The sequence below is a fragment of the Aquimarina sp. AD10 genome (assembly GCF_003443715.1).
GTDB classification, from domain to species: domain Bacteria; phylum Bacteroidota; class Bacteroidia; order Flavobacteriales; family Flavobacteriaceae; genus Aquimarina; species Aquimarina aggregata.
In genome coordinates, this window is sequence record NZ_CP031965.1 from 4219848 (window position 1) to 4245484 (window position 25637).

At 32.9% G+C, this 25637-nt stretch carries 20 protein-coding genes; 1 reads left to right on the forward strand and 19 read right to left on the reverse strand.

All coding sequences use genetic code 11. The annotated features are described in order from the left end of the window. Positions 1-6 precede the first annotated feature (6 nt). The 9 genes from D1816_RS17415 to D1816_RS17455 form a co-directional block, all read right to left on the reverse strand. A complete protein-coding gene (locus D1816_RS17415; RefSeq protein ID WP_066315576.1) occupies positions 7-660 on the reverse strand; it encodes a hypothetical protein in 654 nt (217 codons plus the stop codon). A gap of 7 nt (positions 661-667) precedes the next feature. Next, the gene (locus D1816_RS17420) at positions 668-850 is read right to left on the reverse strand and encodes a DUF5908 family protein (RefSeq protein WP_066315580.1); all 183 of its coding nucleotides are present in this window, start codon (positions 848-850) and stop codon (positions 668-670) included. Beyond that, entirely contained in the window at positions 847-1314 is a 468-nt protein-coding gene (locus tag D1816_RS17425; RefSeq protein ID WP_066315582.1) for a phage tail protein, read from the reverse strand. The genes D1816_RS17420 and D1816_RS17425 overlap by 4 nt, the downstream gene beginning before the upstream one ends. A 5-nt stretch (positions 1315-1319) precedes the next feature. Continuing rightward, on the reverse strand, positions 1320-1772 hold the full coding sequence (locus D1816_RS17430; protein WP_066315584.1) for a phage tail protein: 453 nt from the start codon (positions 1770-1772) through the stop codon (positions 1320-1322). Positions 1773-1885: 113 nt separating this feature from the next. Next, positions 1886-3502, reverse strand: coding sequence for a phage tail sheath C-terminal domain-containing protein (locus D1816_RS17435; RefSeq protein ID WP_118504498.1), 1617 nt, complete (start codon positions 3500-3502; stop codon positions 1886-1888). A gap of 22 nt (positions 3503-3524) precedes the next feature. Continuing rightward, the gene (locus D1816_RS17440) at positions 3525-4559 is read right to left on the reverse strand and encodes a hypothetical protein (protein ID WP_147405058.1); all 1035 of its coding nucleotides are present in this window, start codon (positions 4557-4559) and stop codon (positions 3525-3527) included. Positions 4560-4574: 15 nt separating this feature from the next. Continuing rightward, a complete protein-coding gene (locus D1816_RS17445; protein WP_066315587.1) occupies positions 4575-5141 on the reverse strand; it encodes a DUF4255 domain-containing protein in 567 nt (188 codons plus the stop codon). Between the two features lie 286 nt (positions 5142-5427). Further along, positions 5428-6777 carry an ATP-binding protein gene (locus tag D1816_RS17450; protein WP_118504503.1) on the reverse strand — a complete coding sequence of 450 codons (1350 nt, stop codon included), beginning with the start codon at positions 6775-6777 and terminating at the stop codon, positions 5428-5430. Positions 6778-7162: 385 nt separating this feature from the next. Further along, a complete protein-coding gene (locus D1816_RS17455) occupies positions 7163-7981 on the reverse strand; it encodes an HAD family hydrolase (RefSeq protein WP_118504504.1) in 819 nt (272 codons plus the stop codon). A gap of 146 nt (positions 7982-8127) precedes the next feature. On the opposite strand from D1816_RS17455, the gene D1816_RS17460 reads away from it, so the two are divergent. Further along, positions 8128-8550, forward strand: coding sequence for a secondary thiamine-phosphate synthase enzyme YjbQ (locus D1816_RS17460; protein WP_118504506.1), 423 nt, complete (start codon positions 8128-8130; stop codon positions 8548-8550). A gap of 63 nt (positions 8551-8613) precedes the next feature. Here the strand turns inward: D1816_RS17460 and D1816_RS17465 are convergent, their stop codons facing one another. From D1816_RS17465 to D1816_RS17510, 10 genes are all read right to left on the reverse strand, one after another. Further along, positions 8614-9054 carry a hypothetical protein gene (locus D1816_RS17465; RefSeq protein WP_066315594.1) on the reverse strand — a complete coding sequence of 147 codons (441 nt, stop codon included), beginning with the start codon at positions 9052-9054 and terminating at the stop codon, positions 8614-8616. Positions 9055-9154: 100 nt separating this feature from the next. Further along, positions 9155-12403, reverse strand: a complete 3249-nt coding sequence (locus tag D1816_RS17470) for a carboxypeptidase regulatory-like domain-containing protein (RefSeq protein ID WP_118504508.1) — start codon at positions 12401-12403, stop codon at positions 9155-9157. Positions 12404-12693: 290 nt separating this feature from the next. Continuing rightward, on the reverse strand, positions 12694-15303 hold the full coding sequence (locus D1816_RS17475; RefSeq protein ID WP_118504510.1) for a TonB-dependent receptor: 2610 nt from the start codon (positions 15301-15303) through the stop codon (positions 12694-12696). A gap of 341 nt (positions 15304-15644) precedes the next feature. Then, positions 15645-17282 carry a glucose-6-phosphate isomerase gene (gene pgi / locus D1816_RS17480; protein WP_118504512.1) on the reverse strand — a complete coding sequence of 546 codons (1638 nt, stop codon included), beginning with the start codon at positions 17280-17282 and terminating at the stop codon, positions 15645-15647. Position 17283: 1 nt separating this feature from the next. Beyond that, positions 17284-18537, reverse strand: a complete 1254-nt coding sequence (locus D1816_RS17485) for a peptidoglycan DD-metalloendopeptidase family protein (protein WP_066315604.1) — start codon at positions 18535-18537, stop codon at positions 17284-17286. A gap of 12 nt (positions 18538-18549) precedes the next feature. After that, positions 18550-19515, reverse strand: coding sequence for a tryptophan 2,3-dioxygenase family protein (locus D1816_RS17490; RefSeq protein WP_118504514.1), 966 nt, complete (start codon positions 19513-19515; stop codon positions 18550-18552). Continuing rightward, the gene (locus D1816_RS17495; RefSeq protein WP_066315610.1) at positions 19515-20294 is read right to left on the reverse strand and encodes a DUF3108 domain-containing protein; all 780 of its coding nucleotides are present in this window, start codon (positions 20292-20294) and stop codon (positions 19515-19517) included. The genes D1816_RS17490 and D1816_RS17495 overlap by 1 nt, the downstream gene beginning before the upstream one ends. A gap of 396 nt (positions 20295-20690) precedes the next feature. Beyond that, positions 20691-21830, reverse strand: a complete 1140-nt coding sequence (gene hppD, locus D1816_RS17500; RefSeq protein WP_066315612.1) for a 4-hydroxyphenylpyruvate dioxygenase — start codon at positions 21828-21830, stop codon at positions 20691-20693. 189 nt (positions 21831-22019) lie between these two features. Continuing rightward, a complete protein-coding gene (locus D1816_RS17505; protein WP_118504516.1) occupies positions 22020-23177 on the reverse strand; it encodes a homogentisate 1,2-dioxygenase in 1158 nt (385 codons plus the stop codon). 173 nt (positions 23178-23350) lie between these two features. Further along, the gene (locus D1816_RS17510; RefSeq protein WP_233565255.1) at positions 23351-25636 is read right to left on the reverse strand and encodes a patatin-like phospholipase family protein; all 2286 of its coding nucleotides are present in this window, start codon (positions 25634-25636) and stop codon (positions 23351-23353) included. Position 25637: the final 1 nt, after the last annotated feature.

The following is a 25637-nucleotide window of genomic DNA, read 5'->3' on the forward strand; positions in this document are numbered from 1 at the left end:
AGTTTATTAAATAACAGGAGGGAAAGCAATTAACTTACCAGGTTTTATATTTCTAAAATTAGTGAGTCCGTTATGTTCTGCTACCTTAATATAGTAGCTACTATCACCATAGATTCTATGGCACATTAACGGAAGATTATCACCGTCTAATACCGTTCTTACATGTGTTAAATCTGCAGAATTTTTCTTTTCTTCGAGGGCTTTGTTCTTAGCACTTATTGATGAGGTTAATGTTGCTGTTACTTCGGCTCTTAAAGGAGTACCATCAAGATCAAGCATAGTATAATTAACACTCCATAATTTTAATCTACCTTGAAACAATGATTGAGTACCCCAGTATACTCTAAGATAATTGGGTTCATGAATATCACCATTGTATTTGTAGACTAAATCTCTTACCAATTTAATCTGATCATCTACTTTTTTTTTCGAAACGATGCCTGTTCCGTCAAAAAACAAAACCATTTTGAATGTGCCAGGTCCACTTCCTTTATATTTCTCGGTTTTAGCACTTTCTCCTATAGTATCTGTTGATATGTATTGTTGCTCTTTGGTTTTCTTATAGTTTTCTGGGTTTACAAGCACATCATATTCTCCTACTTTACTTGAAAAATCAGGGTTTTTATAAGCAACAATTTTCATTTTTGTTAACTGCCCCATAAATAATTTACCTAATTGTAGTGGTTTCTAATTTTTGTAATATTTTTTCACAACATTCACGTTCTATCTCTTTTTTCATCTGTTCTAGATAGGGCGATATGTGTTCCTTATTAAAAGAGAATTCATTTGATTCTGAATCATCTGAGGATACAACTCCACGAATAACAAGCTCTTTAATTATTAATGTCATTTTTTATCTTTTTTAAAAAGTCTGTATTTTAATGTTAATGTTTCTATTGCTAATTGGTTGCTTGTACTATTAAGTGTTGATAACTCCCAAGCAATAGGATACGCTTTAACTACTGTCCAAGAGGCTAAAGTCCCTCCATTAGCGCCTAAAAGAGCAACTTGAATATCTTTCGGATCAAATTTAAAATCCTCGAGAGCGTCTCTACACCATTTTTCTAACTTTGAGTTATATAATAGACAACGCTTTAATACGAGGTTTTCAAATTTTGGAGGTGTTGGAAGGTGAAGCATATATCGATTATCTCCACCTTCTTTTTTTGGCTCTGTTCCAAGAGTTACTTTCAAACCTGATACCTCTTGAAAACTACTTTCCATTTTATCTGATCCAAAACCAGTAAATTTTACATTAAAATAAAATGCAGATGGAGGCGTATAGCCAGGTTTGAAAAAACTATTGTTTATCATATTCTTTATCCATTAGCGATAGTTAATCCTTCATGCATTATTTCTATACTCTCGATTGCAACCTCATTACCATTAGATTTAAGATCTGTTGATTTAATCTTTGTAGGCCATGCGTTACTAAGGGTCCAGGTCATGGTAGGATTTCCGCCTTCATCCAAAAGTTTGACTACAACATTTTGTCGCTCGATAGTATTCATTTTTATTTTGCTATACCAATCCCAGAAGCCATTATCCTTAGCAAACACTGCTTTTTTCATGGTTACATTACTGTTTTTAACAATTCCAGGCATATTAATTTCTGAAAATACAGGACTATTACCGTGTCTATATGTTATTCCTTGTGTTTCGATATCTAAACCACTTACTTCTTGAAAAGGAATATTAGTTGTACTTCCCCAGTCTACCATAAAATAAAATTTTGGTAACGGCCAGTTCTTATCTTGTGCTTCTCCTGCCATAATATTTTGTTTTAAAGGTTTTTATTTTTTTAATTGATACGTATTTCATTTTTAGTCATTTCTTCTAAGATTGCTACATCCTAGTTGAGATGAAAAAAATGAAAACAACATTGTTATGATTTTTGCATTTGTTGTTGAAATGTTACTACTATAAATTCTGCAGGTCTTACGATTGCAAGTTTGATAGTTACTAGCATTTTTCCTTCTAAAATATCTAAACTCGTCATTGTACTTCCGAGTCCTATTTGTACATCAAATGCGTCATCTGGTGAAGCTCCTGCCAAAGCACCTTGTTTCCATTTTTCGGTTAAGAAATTAATAATCATGCTTTTAACGGTTACCCATGTATTAGCGTCATTAGGTTCAAAAACATATGCTCTAAGTGCCAATTTTATAGACTGTTCTAGCATGATCATAGTTCGTCTTACATTTATATATCTCCAATCAAGACTATTACCATCAAGTGTTCTTCCACCCCAAACAAGCGTTCCTACTCCTGGAAAGGTTCTAATGGCATTTATTGATTTACCTGAAATAGCATCGACATTTAAGTTTTCTTGCTGATCGTGCGTAATATTTGCAGAGGGTTTGATGACACTATTAAAGCTAATATTTGCGGGAGATTTCCAAACACCTCTATTATTGTCTACTGTTGTGTAAATACCAGCCATTGCTGCAGAAGGTGGTAAAAGATTCATTACTTCTCTTATTTCATCTAAAAGATTTGTGTACGTTGGACTGGTAGCCATTAAACCTAAATGTAGATTTCGCTCATTATTTTTTATTAATGCTTCTGAGGTTTCTTTGGCAGCACTAGCATTTGCGGCTAATAATGCTTTGGCTTTTTCTTCAGGAAGCAAATCATTAAGAACTACACTTTCATCAAGATTTTTAAATGTAATTTCACCACTTTCAACAATATTGGTATTTAACCAAGGGTAATATGCTGATGCATAATTTAGATTTTCTGTTCCGATCTTTTCTCTAAATTTAGTAACAACATCAACAGATGCATCTCCTACGATACGATCGCCATCTCCATCATAGATATCTAAAATAGCTACTCTACTTTGCATTTTAGCGCAATGTGCAAGTACTTGTTTATAAACTTCATAACAATCATCCCCCAGAGCTACTGCATCAGGAATAACAATCATAGTTGGTTCTTGTTGTTTAAGCAATGTCATTAAGCCTCCTTCTGTAGCTTCTCCTAGAATATCATCTTTCTTGATTTCCATAGCATCTTTTCCAGAAAAAGTACCTACAGATACGATATAACAGGTTCCTCCACCATTTGCATAAAAGAGCTTAATACTATTATACATAAACAAAAGGTTGTTGTCTTTATATTCGATAGCTCTTTCTTCGCCATTGATAGTCACCAGATGTTTATGATCTGTAGTTGTAGCTTTACTATCTGCGGCTTTTGGGTCCTTGGCAGCTTTATCATCTGCACCTTTACCTTTTTCAGGTTTTTTTGGTGCTGCTGCCTGATTTCCTCCTACTTTATTAAGCGTGAATTTAGGATTAAACCCACCACCAAAAAGTTCGTAAAATTCTTTAAACGAAGTAATTCTTACGGGTTGATTTATAAGAGATTTACCATTTCTAGAAGCTATTTCGGTGTAGCCAATAAATGCAGGAATGGCTGTCGCTACTTCTACGACAGAACCTGGAAATGCATTTATCTCTTCGATATAAACGCCCGGTGTCATTAATTTTTGTGCCATAATCGTTCTGTATTAATTGTTTTTATATATAAATATGTGAATAAACGAGTTCATTCGGTTTTGTTTCATCACTATACAATTGCTCAGGAGACGGTTTTGCTAAATTCTTAATGATTACCTTTCCTGATCTGAGTTCTTTGTCATAATTATCTACTAATTGAAAATTGTTCTTTGAAAATTCAGAAAGCGGAAGCTTATTATTGGATTCAAATACTAATGCTTCTGTGTTTCCGTGTACGTATTGTTTTTGAGGTGAACTAAATAGTTGTTCTTTACCTTTATCTATAATACTGAGTTTGTCAAATTTTTGATATATAGGATTTACGAAAAAATATTTCCAAATCGTCTCTTTACTATTAAAGGCTATTGTGTAGTTTAATTTTCCTTGCTCTTTGTATTGTTTTAAAAGTGTTGTTGTGTATAGATCAACTATGCCCAAAGGGTTTTTTTCGATAGTTTTTGGATAGTAATAGATCTTCTCTATTTCTTGTTTTTCTTGAAACAGATATATGATACCTTCAGGTAAATTAGAGGGTATGAAATGATTAGAAAAACTTTTGGACTGACTCAGAAATTCGGTAGAAATTTCGTTTTTAAATACATCTGTAAAATTATACTCCTTATCTGTTTGAAACTTATCTATACTTATGGTGTTGCTTGATAGTTTTATAATTTCGTTTTCGCTAACAAAACCTTCTTTATGTAATTTAAGGTCTTTATTTTCTGGATCAGAATTGACTGTTAAATTTAAGTTGTTAAACCATAACACAGTATCCGTGGGGTTATAGGTTGATAATTCTGTGTAGTTGATATAAAATGGATCTTCACAATTAATGTATAATCGTATTGGATCTGCGTCATTTGATCTGTTTAATAGATCAGGATTAGAGACAAGTACGTGAATTCCCCCTACAAAGGGTTTTAGGATAATATTTAGATCCTGAATTAGCTTAGCAGTACTTTCAGAATAGGAAATTTGAATTGATTTAAACAAATTATCTCTAAAGTACTGATGCCTAAATAATAGGGTTAATATATGACTATACTGTTGCCTCATACTCAATGATTATATTTAATTTTCTGTATTTTTAATCGACGGAATTACTTTCTGTATCGGAGCATCATTAAACATTAACATTCCAACCTTATATAAGGCCGAAGGCATTAGTTTACCTCCTATTGCTGACCAGAGATGACTTAATTCACCATAATCTAATTTGCACAATTCAAAATTTAATCTATCAATATGCGATGCGGAAGTGTTTGAAGAGTTGGGTGTTATTTTTTTGTGAGCTTGAAAAAACTGAAGAATAGAAGACAGGTATCTTAAACCTTCGACATAATTTTTTTCAGTGAAATTGGCACAAAAAAGCAAGCGCATATTTAAATGTAAAGCAGGGTGTTTATGACCAAAAGAATCGCTGCCAGAGTGCATTGAACGATTTAGGTTATTTTTTAAAGAGGATTCTTCATCAAGGTTTACTAGAAAAAAAACAATTTTACTATCAATGTTTTGGGCAATGCCCCCGTCATTATTAATAATATTAGAAAGGACAACTTTATTTTCAGAAATAGAAAACTCGTTTTTAAAATTTTCATTTAGTATTTCCTGGATATATGTGAGTGCAGTATGGATCATAGTAGTGCATAAAAATTAATCAGTTGATCCCTATTAAACTTTGCCTTGCTATGTTGTTATCCCATTTTCCTCTATTAAATATAGCTATTTTTAACAAAAAGTTATAACTTCTTATGTTAATGTTAATATAATACATGATTGTGTGTTTTGTGTGATTACTTTATGTTTTGTAATTTTTTTTAGTTTCTTAATTGATTTTTAACAAAGACAAATCTTGCTTGTAGCTAGTTTTAATAGGTATTAGTAATTCGCTATTTAAATTTATATGCGAACCAGTAATGCTCTATTAAACGATACTTTTTCCTTCCTTTATTTTTTCTATTCTTAATCCAGCATTGATATCTTTTATTTTGATGATTTTATCATTTCTCCTTAAAGATTTTAGGATGCTATAATGAAGAATATTAACTATGGATGCAGCACTTAGTTCATGTTGTTCTGCTAGAAATTCTATATCTATTTCGGTGTCGTAATGAAATTCATTGGTTTTTGATGTATTCCATAAAATATACCTATGGTGTGCATCTGGGAGTTCAAAATCAAGAACTAACTGAAATCTTCTAAAAAAAGCTTCGTCTATATTTTTTTTAAAATTTGAACATAATATTACCAAACCATCAAAAGCTTCCATTCTTTGTAATAGAAATGAAACACCCTGGTTAGCGTAGCGATCATGTGCATCAGAAGTAATACTTCTTTTACCAAATAAAGCATCTGCTTCATCAAAAAAGAGAATCCAATCTTTTGTTTCGGCAATATCAAATACACGTGAAAGATTTTTTTCGGTCTCACCTATGTATTTTGAGACCACCATCGATAGATCTACTCGATATACATCCATTTGGCAAGATTTACCTAATAAACTTGCCGTTAATGTTTTTCCTGTTCCAGGAGGACCGGTAAATAATACTTTAAACCCCGGTTTAATTTTTTTTCCAAACTGATATTCGTTTTTTAATTTTTTTCCATATTTTAAATAGTCTTTAATCTCATCAAGTCCTTGTTTTATATGATCCGTAACGATTAGATCGCCCCATTCTTGATAGGTGTATATGCGTTTTGCGGGAAAATGATCACTAAAGTCAGGTCTAAAGGTTTCACCTGTAATAAATAAAGACAAGTATTCTTGAGATACAGACAACAATGAATATAACAGAGGCTCTTTTGCAGATGAATTGTCTAATGATAAAATACCTTCTCGTTGAAAAAAATGGTCTTTATTAAATAAGGATAATAACTCAAATCTTTTTTCTAAATCATCGCCTGCAAGTATAAATATTGCTGTTTCTATTGTTGGCAAATAGGCTTTATGTTTATCAAGTTTTATCCCTCCAAATTCTGTAAAAGGGATGTCATAGAGCCTGTTTTTTGTATGTAATAAATCTAGTAACGCAGGTTTTATATGGGGGATTAGTGCTAGAATCAATACCAGTCGTTCCTCTGATCCCATAGTATGCTTTTTGATCAAATTGGCATATGGCGATTCAGTGTTTTCTAATAATGGTGGCTTGATTCTTAGAATTTCTTCTTCTTCTGATGACTGCTCAAATGTAATCTTACCCCTTAGGAGTATCAACTCCTGGAACCAATCTAGTTCTTTGGCAATAGTTTTTGCATTGAAACACTTGAGCGTCATAGTAAGGTTTTAAGTTGTCTATTTTTTTGATGAATTTTGAAATTATAAAACTCATTATAGATCATTTTTAATGACAATATGTAAATCTCTGTATTTTGACGAAAGAATACTATTTCATGCTATTTCATCCTGTATATCAAAAATTGTAGCCTGCAACGGCGTATGTACTATTTTTTGTACTATCATTATAATGAGGTACAATTTTTAAAAATGCTTTATTGGTTACTAATTGTGATGAGTCAATAAAAGACACTTTTTGTACATTTGACAAGACATTTTTAGGTGTAAAAAACTATGATATCATACAGAAGACTCTGCACTATTATGGGGTAATCATTATAAAGTTAGGAATAATAATTAAGAAACAGTTTGTTTTAGGTTATAATTAAAGATTGGTAGCTTTTTTGGCTTTAATCATTTTTTGCAACATATATTCTACCCCATTTTCATTATTACTTTTGGTACTATAATTCGCAATGGCTTTTACATTAGGATGCGCATTTTGCATCGCAAAACTATAGGTTGCCTGTGACATCATTTCGAGATCGTTATTATAATCTCCAAAAACCATGGTGTGTTCGGGTTTAATATTTAGGTTTTCTTGAACTTTTTGTAATGCATATCCCTTATGAGCATTATGATGAGATATATCCAACCAGACCTCGCCAGATACTTTTACCTTTAGGCGATTTTCGAGATGTTTTAAGGCAGGGTACAAATATTTCTCAGAGCCATTTTGATTGCAAATGGCAATTTTCAAGTATTGATCATCAACTACCTTGGATAAATTGTCTACAACTTCATATCGACCATAAAATTCGCTAAGCATATTTTCGAAAACATACCCATGGGGTTCTATATATGCTTTTTTTCTTCCGCATAGAATCACTTGTGATCCTTCTAGATCTTTTGTGAGATCAAGTAACTCTAGGTATGTTTCACGATTAATCTCTGTACATTGTAGCTCTTTATCACGTTGCATAGTTAATGCACCATTTTCTGCAATAACAATAATATCGTTTTTAATAGCATCTAGTTTATGAATAATACTATAGTATTGTCTCCCACTAGCAGCAATAAAGGTTACTCCAAGATGTTGTAATTCTTCAAAGAGCTCAAAGAAAAGAGGACTTACATCACCGTTAGAGTTAAGAAGTGTGCCATCCATATCTGTTGCTACTAGTTTAATTTGTGATAAATCCATAGTGAATTGCGACTTTAGGTTGTAAAGGTATAGAGTAAATAGAAATACAGTAGGTTATGACTGTGAAATTTGTATTAAATTGGTCATATCATTTGTTGTTTAATTTATTCAAGAATAAATAAAGTTTTTTTACGATACTAGTTTCTATGAAATTCTTCCAAAAAGAAATCCAATTAACTCCTCAAAAAAGAGGGTTTCATTTAATTACGAATCAAGTTATTGCTAGTATTCCTGAAATTGAGCAAATAAAAATAGGTCAATTACAGGTGTTTATCAAACATACTTCGGCAAGTTTAACTATAAATGAAAATGCTGATCCAACTGTAAGACAGGATTTTGAGAGTCATATGAATGTATTGGTTCCAGAAAATGCACCTTATTATATACATACCTATGAAGGTTCAGATGATATGCCAGCGCATATAAAATCTTCTTTAATGGGGGCTTCTGTGCAAATACCTATTACAAATGGTAAATTAAATTTGGGTATCTGGCAAGGCATATATCTTTGCGAACATCGCGATTATGGGGGCAGTAGGAATATTGTACTAACAGTGTTCGGGATGTAAAAAAACCTCAAAATTTAAGGAGACATCCAAATTTTGAGGTTTTATTTTATCAGTATTTACCTATTAGAACCAATTGGCCCAAGGAATACGGGATAACATGATAACCCAAGCTAAAGTATAGAAAATAGCTAGCATCTTAAATTTTGGAGTAGATGTTAGTTTTTTCTTGTGTTTTGAATACCCCATAGTGATAAAAACAACCATTAGGATCATCATCATAGGGTGTTCTACATTATATAAACGCAAGGTAGCATCTCCCATAATCTCTCCCATTTTATGGCTTCCAGAAAACCAAACTACTAGGGGAGATACAAAGAAAATGACAATACCAATTAGAAGTTGAATATGAGTAACTATAAGTGCAAATAGTGATACTCTAAAATCTTTTGGTGCGTATTCTCTTTTACTAAAAAAACCAATAAGTGAATTAATAGTTGCAAGGGTAACAATGAGGACAACAAGATAGGCCCAATAAGAGTGAACGATTTGTATTGCTTCGTACATAATTATGTATTTGATATTTTCAACGTAAATATAATCAATAAAAAAACCTCACTCGAATAAACGAATGAGGTTTTTAAAATATAGTATTTTAGAAATATTTTTAGTTAAATAAATATCTCAGCCCTATTTGCATCTGCCATCTAGAAGAGTTTAGTCTTCCTGTATCAACAATTTGCTCAATACCATCGTTAAACCTGCTGGCTTCAAAAGTATACTCAGGATCAGGACCACCTTCTACCACATTAATTAAACTAACAGAACCGGGAATAAATTTACGTTTACCCCAATCTTTATTTAGTAGATTAGTAAAATTATTGATATCAGCTGTAGCTTGAAGAGTGTGTTTTTTGTTTCCAAAGTTGATTGAAAAGTCTTGTACAAAACGTAGATCAAGAACATGACTCCATGGACCTTGATCACCGTTTCTTTCTGCATATTCACCTCTTCTTGATCTTAGATAACTATTGCCTTCAATAAAACGATTTAGATCTTCCCACTGTTGTTCTGGTGTTGCAACAACTTCGTTTGCGTCGTTTAAGATAGGAACCAAGTTGATATCATCTGGACCTGCAGGAATAAATATTAAGGCATTATCGGTTCTGTTATCTCCAAGTAATGCACCTCTATAGATAAAGGAATAGGGTTGACTTTGAGATCCTTCATAAAATAAACCGATAGTCGTTTTTAAGTTGTCATTCCATTTGTGTTCATAAGATACGTTTGCCGTGATTCTTTGACCTTGAGCAAAATCAGATCTACTTAACTCAGGCGCATTTTTACCACTAACAGTTTCTATACCTCTCCATTGAGAAATATTTCTAGAAGAGGTTCCGTCGAAAAGAGATTTAGAATCACCATATGAATATGATACTTGTCCTTGAAAACCTTTTTGAAATGTTTTTCTTAAGGTAAAGGTAACATTCCAAGAGTTACCCTCTCCAGTGTTTGATGCTAGAATTATATCCCCATAGGTATTATCAATTGCATCATCGTTATAAAAAGGTCTATTGTCTGGGCCATTTAATCTACCTTCGACGCCTTGAATATTTAATTGTTCGTAATTAATGGCATTTATATTATCGTTCCAGATAAAATCTGCACTAGCAACTAAGCCCCAAAATGGTAACTTTTGATCTATGGCAAAATTTGTTTTGAATACCTGAGGTAATTTAAAATCAGGAGTAAATAGGTTAATAGCACCTCCTAAACCACCAGATCCAGGTTGAACATTAACTGGTTGTTCATTTACATTTGGGTTAAATACAACAGGATCTGAAAGTTCAAAACTTCTTGTTTGACCTCCGGTAATTCCGTTGTTGTTATAGGTGGCAGCTGGCCATACTAATGGTAATCTTGATGTAAAAATACCAAATCCTCCACGAATTTGTGTGTTACTTTTTCCGTTTACATTTAAATTAAAACCTACTCTTGGAGAAGCATATATCTGTGCATCAACTGCCTTACCAACTCTAGCACCTTGTAAATCATATCCTGCGGCTTCTAATAATGGAATAGTTCTGTTGTTGAAATCATTATTTATAAGACCATCTTCCCAGTAAGGAATGTCAAAACGAAGTCCAGCTGTAATTTTGAAATTATCTGTAAACTGTACTTCATCCTGTACATAAAAACCTAATTGAAATACATCAAATTCTGCTGCTCCATCAGAGTTATCACCAACAGTTCCATCTCCTAACAATGAGTATTCTGTTTGATAAAAACTAGGTGGTTGCCCAGTAAGAAAATCTTCGATAGTTAAGAATGTATAATCTCCATGATTAAACGCAAAGAATAGGTTTTTAATTTTAGAATATTCATTATGAGTCCCCAGAGTAATTGTGTGGCGACCTTTGTAAATTTCAAAATTATTTGTGAGTGTAAAAATATCTTGATCTAAAAGGTTGGCTGTTGAGAAAGGTTCGTTACCAAAAATAAGCCCTTGTCTAAAATTTCTACTATCTAATCCATCTGCTATTCGTACTGTTGGGAAAGGATTTCCTGCTGGATCTCTATCGTCTCTTACTCTGGTATATCCAAGAATAAAGTTATTTGAATAGTCTGTACCTATTGAAGAATTAATTTCTAACGCAGAAGAATTAGTGACCGTAACAAATTCTTCAGAACCATTTGAGAAACCTATACCAAAGTTATTAGATGATCTTGCTTCAAGATTATTACCTTTTACATAGCCATGTTTAAAAGATAATTTGTTATTGTCATTGATATTCCAATCTAATTTGAAGGTTAGTTTATCACTCTCTAATGTGGCTGTATTATTTCTAAAATCACCAATGTCATAACCATAAGTAGCCAAAGTTCTAGATCTAAGATCTTCTATTGCGGCAAGGGTATTTGAGTCACCTCTATAATTACTAATATTAAAAGGTTGCGGAACCTCTCTATCTTCTCTTTCGTAATTAATAAAGTAAAATAATTTATCTTTTATAATAGGTCCGCCTACACGTAGACCATAAGTTGTAGCTGTAAATTCTGGGAATTTTTCTTCAGATTCTCCTTCATCTAGTAGGCTAGGTGGTGTTTTTCCTGCCAAATCTTGATTTCTAACAAACCCATAAACAGATCCTTCGATCGTATTTGTTCCGGATCTTGTAACTGCACTAATAGCACCACCAGCAAAACCTGCTATTCTAACATCAAAAGGAGCAATTTGTACTTGAAAAGATTCTATAGCATCTACAGAAAAAGGATTTACTCCAGTTTGTCCTCCATTAGTTCCAGAACCGGCAAGTCCAAAAACATCATTATTAACAGCACCATCAATATAGATAGCATTATATCTGTTATTTTGACCTGCTAACGAAATACTAAAACCATCGTCTCCCTCGCTAACCTGTGCCTGAGGTGTTAATCTTACAAAATCGGCAACAGAACGTGATGTCTGAGGTAGGTTTTGAATATCTCTTTGAGAAATATTCGTTTCTGCTCCAGTTTTGTTAGCATTAAAAACCCCATTGTTTCGTACAGTAATAACTACTTTTTCCAAATCATTTGTAGCTTCAACCATTTGGGTGCTAATACGAAATGATTCACCTAATTGTAATGAAACATTCTCTCTTTTGTATTCATTAAAACCAACATATGATATGGTAATAGTATAGGGGCCTCCAGAACGCATACCAGAAATTCTATAAAACCCATCAAAGTCGGTAGTAGCACCATATTTTGTTCCAGAAGGTTGATGAATAGCAATAATATTTGCCCCAGGCAGAGGCCCTCCTGTATTGTCTGTGATTTTACCTCCTAAAGAGGCCGTAGTTACTCCTTGTGCAAACGTTTCCCCAACGACTGCTATAAGGATTACAACTAATAAAAATGTAATCTTTTTCATTCTAACTATTTGTGTGTTAATTATCTTACAAAAGAAATAATCTCGTTACTACCTAGGCTTATCTAAAAGTTAAGTAATGGTAAGTATTAGATGAAAAGAAGTGTTAAAATATTAACTGTCAGTTAATTGAAATAGCTCTTTTAGAATGTTTTATAGTGGTAATTAGGGTGTATTAAAAGTGGATTTTTTTTATTTAATGCATTGATTATATGGGTTTTGTGAATAAAAAAAACCCTTATTCGTATTCTCGAATAAGGGTTTAATATGATATTTTAAATCAATATTTTTTCTTAGAACTTATAGCTTAAGCTAGCGTTCCAAGTTCTTCCAATTCCTAAGAAATATCCAAAAGAATTTAATTGACTTATATATGGTGAGTTAAATACGTTTTTAACATTACCTCTAAACGTTAATCTGTCTGCACCAAAATTAAATTTATAAGTTACACCAAGGTCAACAAGATCATATGAAGGTAATCTTGGAGCTTGAAAAACTTCTCCTCTAAATCCAGCTTCTGCTACATCTTCTGGATCTACAAAACCATATAAATCTGTGTAAACATTATAATCTGCATCTACAGATAGGTTATCCAAAATGTCAAAATATCCACCTACACCAAAAGATGTTTGTGCCGCATTACCAACTTTGGTTCCTGTAAGATCAATGTTTCCAGTCTCTATAATGGTTGCTGTTTGATTGTTTGCTAACGTAAATGGCGATTCTCCGTCGAATTTCCAATTACCCATAGAACCATATCCTCTTAGTCTCCATCTTCCTCCGTTTGGTCTGTATTCAAAGTCAAACTCAAATCCTTGGTGAATTTGCCCAACAGATGTTAATCTGTATGTAGTAAAATCTCCACTTGGTTGCAATTCTGGTCCAGCTACAGATAAGAAACGATTAGCCCATTCTGTTCTGTAAACATCAACGTTTAATTTAAAGTTTTGACCTTTAAAACGGTAACCTGCTTCTAAACCAGTAATTTCTTCGTTATCAACTTCTGGATCTACTAAGTCATTAGAGTTTCTGATGTCTGCAAATACATTATCTAAGAAAGGTTGACGTGAGAAAAATCCAGCATTCGCAAAAATTGAGTGCTGATCAGTAAAGTTATAAGATGCTCCAGCTTTAAGATTATATCCTATTTTGTTTAATTTTTCAGATTTCCCAAGACCGTTACCTGTTCCTGTAAAACGCCCTTCTCTTTGGTAGGATTGTGTTGATAATGCAGCTTGTGCAAAAACAGCAAATTTATCTGTTGAGTATTCAGCTTGACCAAAACCTCCTAAATAATTAATATCTTCAGAATAGTCAAATTGTGTACGATTAGCTTCGTCTGCAAAGTTAAATAAAGCGGACCAAGGGTTAGCTTCAAATTCTTCGGTGAAGGTATAATCACTAGGTCTATTTGCGTTATTAAAATTATCGGTAAATCCATTAAGACCTAGTAAATCATTTACTTGTCTAAAGTGATCTCCATGATACAATCTAGCATCAAATCCAACGTTAAAAGCCCAATTTTCTTCTAATTCAATATTTAAATTAGAAAGTAATCCATACCAGTTATGGTTGTTTACAGAAGATCTTCTGATGTATGATGATCCAAAGTTTCCAAATCCATTAGCATCTGCAGTAGCAATGTTATTTTCAACAATTTGATCAAAGTCAATATTATTATTATTGTCATTGTTGACTCTAACTCGCCCTCTACCTAGGCCTCCGGTTCCACCACCACGTCCCCATGATGCATAAAGTACTGTAGAAAGTTCTAATTGGTCATTAATATCAAAATCCCAGTTTAAGTTAGCTACTGGTTTGTGATAGTAGTTTCTTCTTTCTGTAAAACGCTCTCCATCTAAGAAACCTGAGTTTCTGTTGTGCTTTTCTCCAAATTGAGCAAAAACTTCAAGGTCTTGAGAGAAATTTTGTTCGTGCCACTGAGGTGCACCAGTAATTAATAAGTTAAAAGTATTCTGATCGTTTGGCTTATATCCTACAGAGAATAAATAGTTTTGTCCTGCACCTGCAGTTCCTTCTGAATATTTTCTATGTGCTTGCCAGTGATCTAATAAAACTGAAAAAGCCCATCCACTATCACTTAATCCAGTGTTGTAGTTTATTGTTCCTTTTGCATAACTATCATTACCTGTAAGTAATCTTACATAACCACCTTCACGTTTATCTGTAGACTTAGATACAATATTAATAGTACCACCAACAGATGAGATTGCTAGTTTAGACGAACCTAAACCACGTTGTACTTGTACAGCATTGGCTACGTCAGACATACCTGCCCAGTTTGACCAAAATACTCTACCATCTTCTGGACTATTAATAGGTTGTCCATTTAATAATACAGCTGTATTAGTGTCATCAAAACCTCTTAAGAAAATCTGGCTATCACCAAAACCTCCTGCTTGATTCGAAACGTAAACCGAAGGAGTGTTTTTAATTGTTTCAGTAAATTCAACATTTCCTGCTGCTTTTAACTGAATGTCCTCTCCTGTAATTGTTGCTACAGCAATTGGAGTTTTTCTGTCTTCTGCCAAATCGACAACTCCAGAACCTACAATCACGATTTCTTCTAGACTATTTCCTAAGCTTAAGCTTACTGTACCTAGATCTTGATCGCCATTTGTAACATCATAAGGAATGTTTTGTGTTTGAAATCCAACATAAGAAATATTGATAATTCCTGTTGGCTTTGTTACTTTAATAGAAAACTTTCCATCAAAATCTGTAGTTGTTCCGTTGTTAGTTCTTGATTCAATTACGTTTGCTCCTGGTAATGGAGCATTTGATTCTGCATCAAATATTGTTCCCGTTACTACTCCTTGAGCAAATGTTTCCCCGACAGTTGCTAGTAGGATTACAACTAATAAAAATGTAATCTTTTTCATATAAAAAATTGAGTTAATTAATCGCCGCAAAAGAACGAATCTTTATGCAAACCAAGTTTAAGATAATGTTAAGTATTTTAACAAATTGTATACAGGATTAAGGTAGTAATATTATGTAAGTATACTGTTTGTCAATACATTGAAGATATTAACAACTTGTTAACCGAAAAAATGTTGATAACATAGTAGTTTTTTTCTGCAACTTTTGCGTAAAATTATCGTTAACTCGTTCAGAAAAACACACCTCGATCTAAAAATTAAATATGATCGAGGTGTTTTTAGTACTATTAATTCTATGTTTTATACGACCTAAGGACTGAAAAAGACAATAGGAATAGTAGTTAATTTAAATATTGTTTTAGTAGTGTTTTTGTTGAAGAGTCATGTTCAGAAATAGTAGTATCGTTAATTTCGTTTAGGATTTTTGTTGCTAATTGTTTACCTAATTCTACTCCCCATTGATCATAACTAAAGATATTCCAAACAACACCTTGAACAAATATTCGTTGTTCATACATCGATACCAACGCTCCTAAATTTTTTGGAGTTAATTTTTCTATCAATACGGTAGTGGTCGGCTTATTACCTTCAAAGATTTTAAAAGGTACTAATTGCTTCAGCTTTTGGGCAGATAGATTTTTGGATTTTAGTTCTTCTTGAACTTCAGCTTCGGTTTTCCCATTCATTAAGGCTTCTGTCTGTGCAAAGAAATTCGCCATTAATTTATCTTGATGATCTTGATCATTAAATAAAGATTTTTTAAAACCTATAAATTCTGCCGGAATAATTTTTGTTCCTTGATGAATTAGCTGAAAAAAAGCGTGTTGTGCATTTGTCCCAGGTTCTCCCCAAATTATTGTTCCTGTTTGATAGTTGGTTTTATTTCCAGATCGATCAACACTTTTTCCATTACTTTCCATAATGCCTTGTTGCAAATATGCAGGTAATCTATGAAGATATTGAGAATATGGAATAATAGCTTCGCTTTCAGCATTAAAAAAATTATTATACCAGATGCTTAGCATACCTAATAGTACAGGTATGTTGTCTTCAAAAGGAGCTGTTTTGAAATGTTCGTCCATTTCATGTGCTCCTTCTAAAAGGGCTTCAAAATTTTCATAGCCTACAGATAGACTTATTGATAGTCCAACAGCGCTCCATAATGAAAATCTACCGCCAACCCAATCCCATAACGGGAATATGTTTTCTTCTTCAATTCCAAATGCGGTAACGTTTGGGATATTGCTAGAAACAGCAACAAAATGTTTACCTACCTCGGTTTTTGGGGCTTTATCTGTAAACCAGTTTCTGGCTGTGGTTGCATTAGATAGTGTTTCTTGAGTTGAAAAAGTCTTTGAAACAACTACAAAAAGAGTGGTTTCAGGATCTAAGTTTTTAAGATTTTGATGTACATGATCACCGTCGACATTAGAAATAAAATGTAGTTTCAAGTGATTTTTATAAAACTCTAAAGACTCTGTAATCATTGCAGGGCCAAGATCAGAGCCTCCTATTCCGATATTTACAATATCTGTAAACGCTTTTCCTGTATAACCTGTTGAGGATCCAGATACCACTTGGTCTGTAAATTGTTTAATTTTTTCTTTTACGGCAGTGACTTCAGGTACTACATTTTTATCTGCTACGAGTATATTTTTGTTTGAAGGAGCTCTTAACGCTGTATGTAATACAGCTCTTTCTTCTGTCTCATTAATACTGCTTCCTGAAAAATAATGTTGTATTGCATCTTCTAGTTTCACTTCTTTAGCAAGATCTAGAAGCAAAGTTTTAGTCGTTTGATCAATTCTATTTTTAGAATAATCTATGTAAAAATCATTCCATACCGTAGAAAATGTTTGAGCACGATCTGGATTTTGTTTAAAAAGATCTTTGAGATGTAGATTTTTTATATTCTCGTAATGTGATATAAGTGCTTCCCAGGCTTTTGTGGTGGTGGGATTAATAGTTGGTAATGCCATTTTATAAAATTTCTTGTGGTTTGAATTGAATGCTGTCTAATTCAGCTTTTATGGGTTCTATATGGTTAAAAAACTTTGGTCTTAGACTATCAGATAGTGGTTTTGATGCCGGAAGATCTTGTTTAAAAGGGTCTACTTCTTTTCCATTTTTCCAAAACCTATAACATACATGAGGTCCTCCGGTATTACCAGTCATACCTATATATCCTATAACATCACCTTGTCTTACAAATTCTCCAACTTTAACTGCTTGTCTGCTCATATGCAGATATTGCGTGTCATAAGTGGCATTATGTCTTATTTTAACATATTTACCATTACCGCCTCTACGTTCAGATTTTGTGACAATACCATCTGCAGTTGCAAGTATTGGTGTTCCGATAGGTGCTGCAAAATCGGTTCCTCTATGTGGTCTTACTTTGTTTCCGTAGTATTTAATTCTACGTCTGAGGTTATATCTAGAAGAAATTCTACTAAACTTTACTGGTGCTGTAAGAAAGGCTCTTCTTAAATTATTAGCCTCTTCATCAAAATAATCAATAGCTCCATTTATAGAATCCTCTTCAAATCTAAAAGCATAAATTGGTTTTCCGATATGTTCGAAGTAGGCAGCTTTAATTTTATCAACGCCAGCAGGAATTGTATCGTCGATAAATTTTTCGGTATACTTTACTTTAAATCGATCACCAGCTTGCAGTCTTGTAAAATCTATTGTCCAGGCATAAATATCAGCCATGTCATATGCTACCAAAAAGTTTAAATCCAAATCATCAAATGTTTGCATTAAACTACTATTTATGGTGCCTGAAGCTGTTTTTTCTACAAGTTTTACGGGTTTCTTTCTTTTTTTAGCCATAATGCTATCTCTAAAATCGATAACAGTATAGTCAATCTTATTATTTTGGTAAACAAAGACTTGGGCTTTTTGTGTTGTGTCTTTTGAAGTAAGGAGCATATATGGTTTTCCGGCCATAATTCTAGCAACATTAAAAGTATCTTTAATCTTGTTGCTAATTTCAAATACTCTTGATCTGGTGATACCATGTGCGTCCATTATAGCACCAAAGCTATCTCCGGGACGTACTGTGTCTTTAATAACATTAAAGTTATCTAGAACATAACCATATTTTGTAATAACAGGAGGTTCTTTTTTTTCTTCAATTACCTCTGGTGTTATAATCTTTGCTTCTTTCTTTTCTTTTTTGCATGAAAACAATACTACTATAAATAGTAGTGCATAACCTATTTGTTTCAACTGACGACTATTTTATTTTACGGTATTAAATTGATGAGCAACCCATTGTTGACCCCAGTTTTCTTTTTCTTCCTCGCTCCAAAGATCAGGAAAAAACATAATTCTTTGAAAACTAGGAGGTAAGAATTTTTTCCAATTAGTTCCTCCGGTAGCCAAAACCTCCCCTTTCTCTTTATTAAGATATCTGAAGGCTGCTCCCATGTGCATTAATAACCAGTTAATATTGACATTAGTGTCAAAAGTACGTAATGCTTCGATAAGGTGCACGTTATTTTGCTCTTTTTCTGGTAGTTCAAGATATTTGTGAAAAATAGTGCTGTGTTTAACTTGATGCGCAATTCTCATCATTCTAGGGGTGTAACGATACTCGAATTGTTTAAGGGTAAGCGTTTTTTCACCAGTTTCTTTGTCGGTAGCTCCAGATTTCCAGTATAAATGTTCAAATATATCTTCAAGTTTATCTTGCTCAGAAAATTGAGACCGATTTTTAATATTAACGAGATTTACTAACGGAGTAGCATATATTTCTATCAATCTATATTGTACAGATTGAAATCCACTAGCAGGTAATAACGACATTCTATATTTTAAGAATTGATCTCTATCCATTCCTTTGATCATAACATCAAAAGAATTGATTAAAACTCTGAAATAGCGATTTACTCGTTCTAGTTTTGTGGTAAAGAACTGGGCTGTCTGTAGTTTATCATCAATGATTTGTTTTAACTCATGAATAATAAGCTTAAAATAAAGTTCTGTTATTTGATGATAGGTAATAAATATTTCTTCGTCCGGAAAATGAGTTCGCGGAATTTGTAGACTTAGTAAAGTGTCTAAGTGAATATAATCCCAATAGGTTAGATAACGATCATGAAGTAGCCCGTCTAAGTATGAGCCTAAGTCTTGCCCTGAGTTTTTAAACTTTTTTTCTAATTGCTTTATTTTTTCGGCAATTTCTGGTTGTATTGGTTCATTCATTAATTAACAACAATTTTAAATGGATACTTAAGTCCCTTAAATGCATCTAAATCTGCTTTTATAGAGCCAACTAAAATATCAGCCTTAATTCTTACAGGCATGCGATTGTCATCATCACTAACCCAAACTGTCATACTTTCTTCTTCTTTGAAAACTCTATCGGCTTGAACGTAAGGTCTAAACTTTAAACATGCAATTTTACCCATTTTAGTTCTAATAACTTCTCTTCCTAGGAATTTTAACTTAAAACGATAGTTTTCATTATCAAAAAACATATTTACATATTGTTCGTCACCTTTTTTTAATGAAGATGTCTTAATACTATTACGCAAATAATAAAAAGAAGACATCATATCTTGTACGTTGGATTTTATAGGAAAAGTTTTCTTTGTATTATGTTTCTTATTGAAAACCAAAGCCTGGCTTTGTTGGTGATCAAAGTTTATTTCAATATCCTTGGTATGTCCTCCTTCGTTTATTTTTCGGATAAAGCGATACGGCTTAACTTCGTCTTTATCTATATAAGTTTCATAATAATCTTCAACTTTAAAAAATACACTTAGTAGACCAGTAGATTTACCGGCTCCAACTATATGGTGAACAGGTGTGTTATTAATCATGTCGTCTTTAACCTCTAATGTGGCATAACTTGCTGTAAAAACACCGTAATGAATTCTAAACCTAAACCATTCACCAGAATCAAAAGCTTTATGATTTTCTTGGGCAAAAGAAGGAAAAGTGCTCAATATTATAAGTAAAAGTAGGATAGGCTTTTTCATAATTTAGGGTATTGTTATTAATTGATATACATATACTTGTTTTGTGTATTTACAATATCCATTCCAAAAGTACTATATAATATAAAGAGATAAAAATGAATACTGTTATCAAATATAAAAATGTAAAAAAAAAGAGAGCCACCACAGCTCTCTTTTTTACTTTTATTAACCAACTAAAAACTTAAATTATGAGAATAATTATTGTTTTAGATATAGATAGTAACCACTCCATCTATATTTTGCAAATATCGAATTTTTTTGCATAATTATCAATCGAAAACGTTTTTTTATTATGAGATTTAACAAAAACTTATATGAAAACTCATAATAGTTCAATTTTTTCAAGATATTAACAAGGTTGGCTCCAGATCATTAAAGCTGATTATTTTCTTTTTTTTATAATGTACCTCTTTGTTGTTGCTCACGTTCAATTGCTTCAAATAATGCTTTAAAATTACCTTTACCGAAAGACTGAGCTCCTTTACGTTGAATGATTTCAAAAAACATTGTTGGACGATCTAGCACAGGTTTTGTGAAAATTTGTAAAAGATATCCTTCATCATCCCTATCGATTAAAATTCCTAATTCTTTAAGAGGAGCAAGGTCTTCATCAATTTCTCCTACCCTGTCAAGTACTGTTTCATAATAACTAGCAGGTACAGTAAGAAATTCTACACCTCTATCTTGAAGTGCCGAAACAGTTTCGATGATATTATCTGTAGCTAGTGCCATATGTTGTACACCTGCACCGTTGTAAAAGTCAATATATTCTTCGATTTGAGATTTTTTTCTTCCCTCTGCTGGCTCATTTATTGGAAATTTAATCCGCCCATTTCCATTACTCATTACTTTACTCATTAGTGCAGTATATTCTGTAGAAATGTCCTTATCATCAAAAGAAACTAATTGTGCAAAGCCCATTACTTTAGCATAAAATTCGCACCATTTGTTCATTTCATTCCATCCTACATTACCAACCATATGATCAATAAATTTTAAACCAGTTGGCTCTGTTTTATAGGATTTATTCCATGGCATATAACCAGGTAAGAACGTCCCTTTATAGTTTTTTCGTTCTACAAAAATGTGTACAGTTTCGCCATAAGTGTGTATTCCTGAAAACACAACACTACCATTTTCATCTTTTTGAGTTGTAGGTTTTAAATAAGATTCGGCACCACGTTTTACAGTTTCTTCATAGCTTTTGGTGGCATCATCTACCCATAGTGCTACAACTTTCACACCATCTCCATGCGCATTAATGTGTTTATTAATATCTCCGTCTGGTTGAAGAGGAGAGGTGAGCACAAGTCGTATTTTATCTTGCTGTAAAACATAAGATACGCTATCCTTGCGACCTGTCTCTAATCCTGCATAAGCTACAGGTTCAAAACCCCATGCGGTTTGGTAGTAATATGCGGCTTGTTTGGCGTTACCAACATAAAGTTCTACATAATCGGTTCCTAAAAGTGGTAAAAAATCTTCTGCTTGAGGAACTACTTTTTCTAAATCTTGAGGAGTTATATTTGTTGACATGATATTTTTAATTAGATTATTAATTAATTTAAAATTAGATACTGAAATTTTACACTGTCTCTAAAATTGTACAGATATTGTCAATCTAACTTACCACATTGCTCTAAGATGAGCAGTAATATCTTTTCTGTAATTCAACATTTTGTTATGATATTGATGCAATAATTTACTTAAAATTGTTCTGATATCTTATTCTAACCAAGATTTGTAATAGTCCTCATCGGCAATTTGCATAGCTTCTTCTGTAACCATAAGGGGTTTAAAAGTGTCAACCATTACTGCTAATTCATCGGTTTTTGTTTTACCAATGCTTCTCTCGACCGCACCTGGGTGAGGACCGTGAGGGATACCAGCAGGATGTAGGGATATATGACCTGCATCTACATCATTTCTACTCATAAAATCTCCGTCTACATAATATAAAACTTCATCACTATCGATATTACTATGATTGTAAGGAGCAGGGATGCTATCAGGGTGATAGTCGTATAACCTAGGAACAAAAGAACAGACCACGAAGGCATCAGTTTCAAAAGTTTGATGTACAGGTGGCGGTTGATGTATTCGTCCTGTAATAGGTTCAAAATCGTGAATAGAAAAGGCATACGGAAAATTAAATCCATCATAACCAATCACATCAAAAGGATGTGTTGCATAAATCATGTCAAAAATTTCATCTTGTTTTTTAACTTTGATTAAGAATTCTCCTTTTTCATCATTTGTTTCTAATTCATAAGGAGCTCTAAGATCTCGTTCGCAATAGGGAGAGTGTTCTAATAATTGCCCAAACCAATTACGATACCTTTTTGGGGTATAAATAGGTCTTCTGGATTCTACAATAAATAGGCGGTTATCACTAGTGTTAAAGTCTAATTTATATATTGTGCCTCTAGGAACGACAATATAATCCCCGTATTTGAAATCTAGATTACCTAGATGACTTCTAAATTTTCCTGAACCACGATGTATAAATAGTAGTTCGTCTGCGTCAGTATTTTTATAGAAATAATCTGTAGCAAGGTTTTGAGGAGCGGATAAAATAATACTTACATCACTATTAATAAGTACATTTTTTCTGCTCTTTAAATAATCTTTTTCGGGATTCACTTTAAAACCATGAAATCGATAAGATTTTATATTATTTTTTATAGCCACTTTTGGAGCTACACTGTAACTTCCTTTTATTTCTTTTACTTGCGTTGGTCTATGACAATGGTATGAATTTGTAGACATTCCGTCAAAACCAATGGTGCCAAACAGTTGCTCGTAATATAGATTACCATCTGGTTTTTTAAAGATGGTATGGCGTTTGGGAGGTATGCTCCCTAAAGTATGATAAAAAGGCATTGTAACTTAAGTTTTAAGGATTAACTATTTTTTTAAAAAAGCAAATAGTAAACCTGCCTTATTCCGGATTACGCTTAATAAGGTAGTGTAATAGTAGTAATAAATCCTGCCAAAACAAGTTCATAATAGTACAAATATCGGAAATATTTCTATTCTTTTAAGTTTCAAATTACTTAAAACCAAAAACCAACACTAAAGAACCATTGACTTTCATTTAATTCTGGAGAGTAGGTGTATTTTATTTGTACCGGACCTCCGAATGTTTCTAATCCGTAACCTAAGGCATATCCACTAAACTCGGGATCTTCAAACCATCTTCCTGTACTAAACAGTTTATTACCGACATTAGCAAAGTTGGCTGTTGCGTTAATATGATTTTTTTTAATAAACTCATAGTCAAGGGCAACAAGTGCTTTTGCAAAACTTTGTCCGGTAATACCTAGAAAATCATATCCATAAAAAGGCACAAAATTATTAATTGTTTTAGCTCCAAAACCACCAAGTAGAAAACCTAAAGAGTTGATGGCATTGTTTCCTATTTTGGTACCGGCTTCTGCACTCATATTAAGAGACAACTTGCTTGATAAAGATGTGGCATAACCAAGTTGCGCTTTGGCAATAGAAAACTCATCGAAGCTATTTGTGAAATCAGACGATAAAAGATAAGAATGAACATCTCCTTCAAAAAACACACCTCGTTTGGGGAAATATTTATTGTCGTAGGTATCAAATTTAATATAACCAAAAGCACTCCAGTAATCACTATCATCAAATACGGTTCTCGGGATTTGATCTTGATCTTCCCCAAAGGTTTCAGAAATGATTTGTAAGCGTTTATATTCTGCACCCAAACCAACCGAAAATGTCTGTTTTAATAATGTTTCTGCATATACTTGTACATTAAAATCAGTATAATTTATATCAATAGTATTAATGTCTAAAGTGGGAATTTCTCCAAATTGTCCAATAAAATCAAAGTCAAATGCTTTTTTAAAATTAGTATATCGATACTTTAATCCAGTGCTCCAATAGAATCCTTTATCGATATAATAATCTAGGTTGTAGCGAATGTTGTCACCTAAAATCACATCTAAGGATAGTACATCATTGTTTACTAGCAGGCTTTTTTTTGTTACATTTACTAGTGCTGCAGTTTGATACAAATCATCATAATGTAATCCAAAACGCAAAAGCATTTTGTTTTGACTTTCTTTGACATTAACAACTAATTCTTTGCCTTCTTCGGCATCTACTAATTTGTGACTAACCCGATCAAAATTTCCTGTTGCTGACAGGTTGTTTATACCTTCATTTAACTTTTGATAAGTAGTAACACTCGGTGTTTTGAGTTTCAATTTTCCTTTAATATAGGCTCGGGTATATCTTTTATGTCCAGAGATTTTTAAACTATTGATCACTAGATTTTCTAAATTTTTTGGAACTTTGGCTATAGGCTCAGATGGTTGCTGTCTGCTGGCTATATCCTTAAGTTTGTCAAAATTAGATTTTGCCGCTTTTTCTCCGTTGGCTATTATTTCATCGGCTTTATCAAATGAAACTACAGAAAAATCCATTATAGATGGTTTTAAATAAAGATCGGTCTGCGAAACTTTATCTTTCATGGCTTTATAGGTGCGAAAATTGCTTATTTGTAACATGATATTCGTTACAGAATTAAGTTGTTCACTAGGCAATAAACTATCTTGTACGTCAACGCCAATTACAATTTCTGCTCCTTTCTGTTTAATTTCTTTCACAGGATAATTGTTTGTTACCCCACCATCGGTCATTAAAATTCCGTTTAACTCAATTGGACTAAAAATAGAAGGAAGTGCACCACTAGCAGCAACAGCTTCTGGTAAATATCCTTTATCTAGAAGTACTTCTTCACCAGTTTCTATATTAGTAGACATACAGAAAAAAGGTATTGGTAATTCATTAAAGTCATAAATATCGTTTACATGAGCTGTATATCTTGAGAGTTGATTGTAAAAATTTTGCCCTTTTGAAAGTCCCTTTGGTAGTCCTACCTTAAAATTGTCGAAAGGCAAAGTAATTGCATATTTCTGGGCGTCTTCTTTTTCATAGAATGTCTTAGCTTCTCTAGGAAGTTGATCTTGAAGCAAGGCTTCAAAATTGACTGCTCTAAAAATTGAATCAAGTTGTTTTGCTCGATAGCCCGAAGCATATAAGGCTCCTACTATAGCCCCCATACTAGTACCTCCTATATAATCTATACGAACTCCTGCTTCTTCAATGACTTTTAAAACGCCAATATGTGCTAACCCTTTTGCGCCGCCACCGCTAAGCACTAAACCAACTTTTAGGTCTTCGGGTTGATCAACATTAAGTGTGTCGATATTTTCTTTGACTTGAGACCAGTGTATTTGCGAAAAGAACATTGCAGATAGTAACAATACCCTAGTTAATATATTTCTTAAGATATATTTTTCGTTCACA

What these genes read in the sequence shown, in the direction of transcription:
- D1816_RS17415 (WP_066315576.1), bottom strand. Translation starts at nt 660, where the DNA reads ATGGGGCAGTTAACAAAAATGAAAATTGTTGCTTATAAAAACCCTGAT.
- D1816_RS17420 (WP_066315580.1), bottom strand. Translation starts at nt 850, where the DNA reads ATGACATTAATAATTAAAGAGCTTGTTATTCGTGGAGTTGTATCCTCA.
- D1816_RS17425 (WP_066315582.1), bottom strand. Translation starts at nt 1,314, where the DNA reads ATGATAAACAATAGTTTTTTCAAACCTGGCTATACGCCTCCATCTGCA.
- D1816_RS17430 (WP_066315584.1), bottom strand. Translation starts at nt 1,772, where the DNA reads ATGGCAGGAGAAGCACAAGATAAGAACTGGCCGTTACCAAAATTTTAT.
- D1816_RS17435 (WP_118504498.1), bottom strand. Translation starts at nt 3,502, where the DNA reads ATGGCACAAAAATTAATGACACCGGGCGTTTATATCGAAGAGATAAAT.
- D1816_RS17440 (WP_147405058.1), bottom strand. Translation starts at nt 4,559, where the DNA reads ATGAGGCAACAGTATAGTCATATATTAACCCTATTATTTAGGCATCAG.
- D1816_RS17445 (WP_066315587.1), bottom strand. Translation starts at nt 5,141, where the DNA reads ATGATCCATACTGCACTCACATATATCCAGGAAATACTAAATGAAAAT.
- D1816_RS17450 (WP_118504503.1), bottom strand. Translation starts at nt 6,777, where the DNA reads ATGACGCTCAAGTGTTTCAATGCAAAAACTATTGCCAAAGAACTAGAT.
- D1816_RS17455 (WP_118504504.1), bottom strand. Translation starts at nt 7,981, where the DNA reads ATGGATTTATCACAAATTAAACTAGTAGCAACAGATATGGATGGCACA.
- D1816_RS17460 (WP_118504506.1), top strand. Translation starts at nt 8,128, where the DNA reads ATGAAATTCTTCCAAAAAGAAATCCAATTAACTCCTCAAAAAAGAGGG.
- D1816_RS17465 (WP_066315594.1), bottom strand. Translation starts at nt 9,054, where the DNA reads ATGTACGAAGCAATACAAATCGTTCACTCTTATTGGGCCTATCTTGTT.
- D1816_RS17470 (WP_118504508.1), bottom strand. Translation starts at nt 12,403, where the DNA reads ATGAAAAAGATTACATTTTTATTAGTTGTAATCCTTATAGCAGTCGTT.
- D1816_RS17475 (WP_118504510.1), bottom strand. Translation starts at nt 15,303, where the DNA reads ATGAAAAAGATTACATTTTTATTAGTTGTAATCCTACTAGCAACTGTC.
- pgi (WP_118504512.1), bottom strand. Translation starts at nt 17,282, where the DNA reads ATGGCATTACCAACTATTAATCCCACCACCACAAAAGCCTGGGAAGCA.
- D1816_RS17490 (WP_118504514.1), bottom strand. Translation starts at nt 19,515, where the DNA reads ATGAATGAACCAATACAACCAGAAATTGCCGAAAAAATAAAGCAATTA.
- D1816_RS17495 (WP_066315610.1), bottom strand. Translation starts at nt 20,294, where the DNA reads ATGAAAAAGCCTATCCTACTTTTACTTATAATATTGAGCACTTTTCCT.
- hppD (WP_066315612.1), bottom strand. Translation starts at nt 21,830, where the DNA reads ATGTCAACAAATATAACTCCTCAAGATTTAGAAAAAGTAGTTCCTCAA.
- D1816_RS17505 (WP_118504516.1), bottom strand. Translation starts at nt 23,177, where the DNA reads ATGCCTTTTTATCATACTTTAGGGAGCATACCTCCCAAACGCCATACC.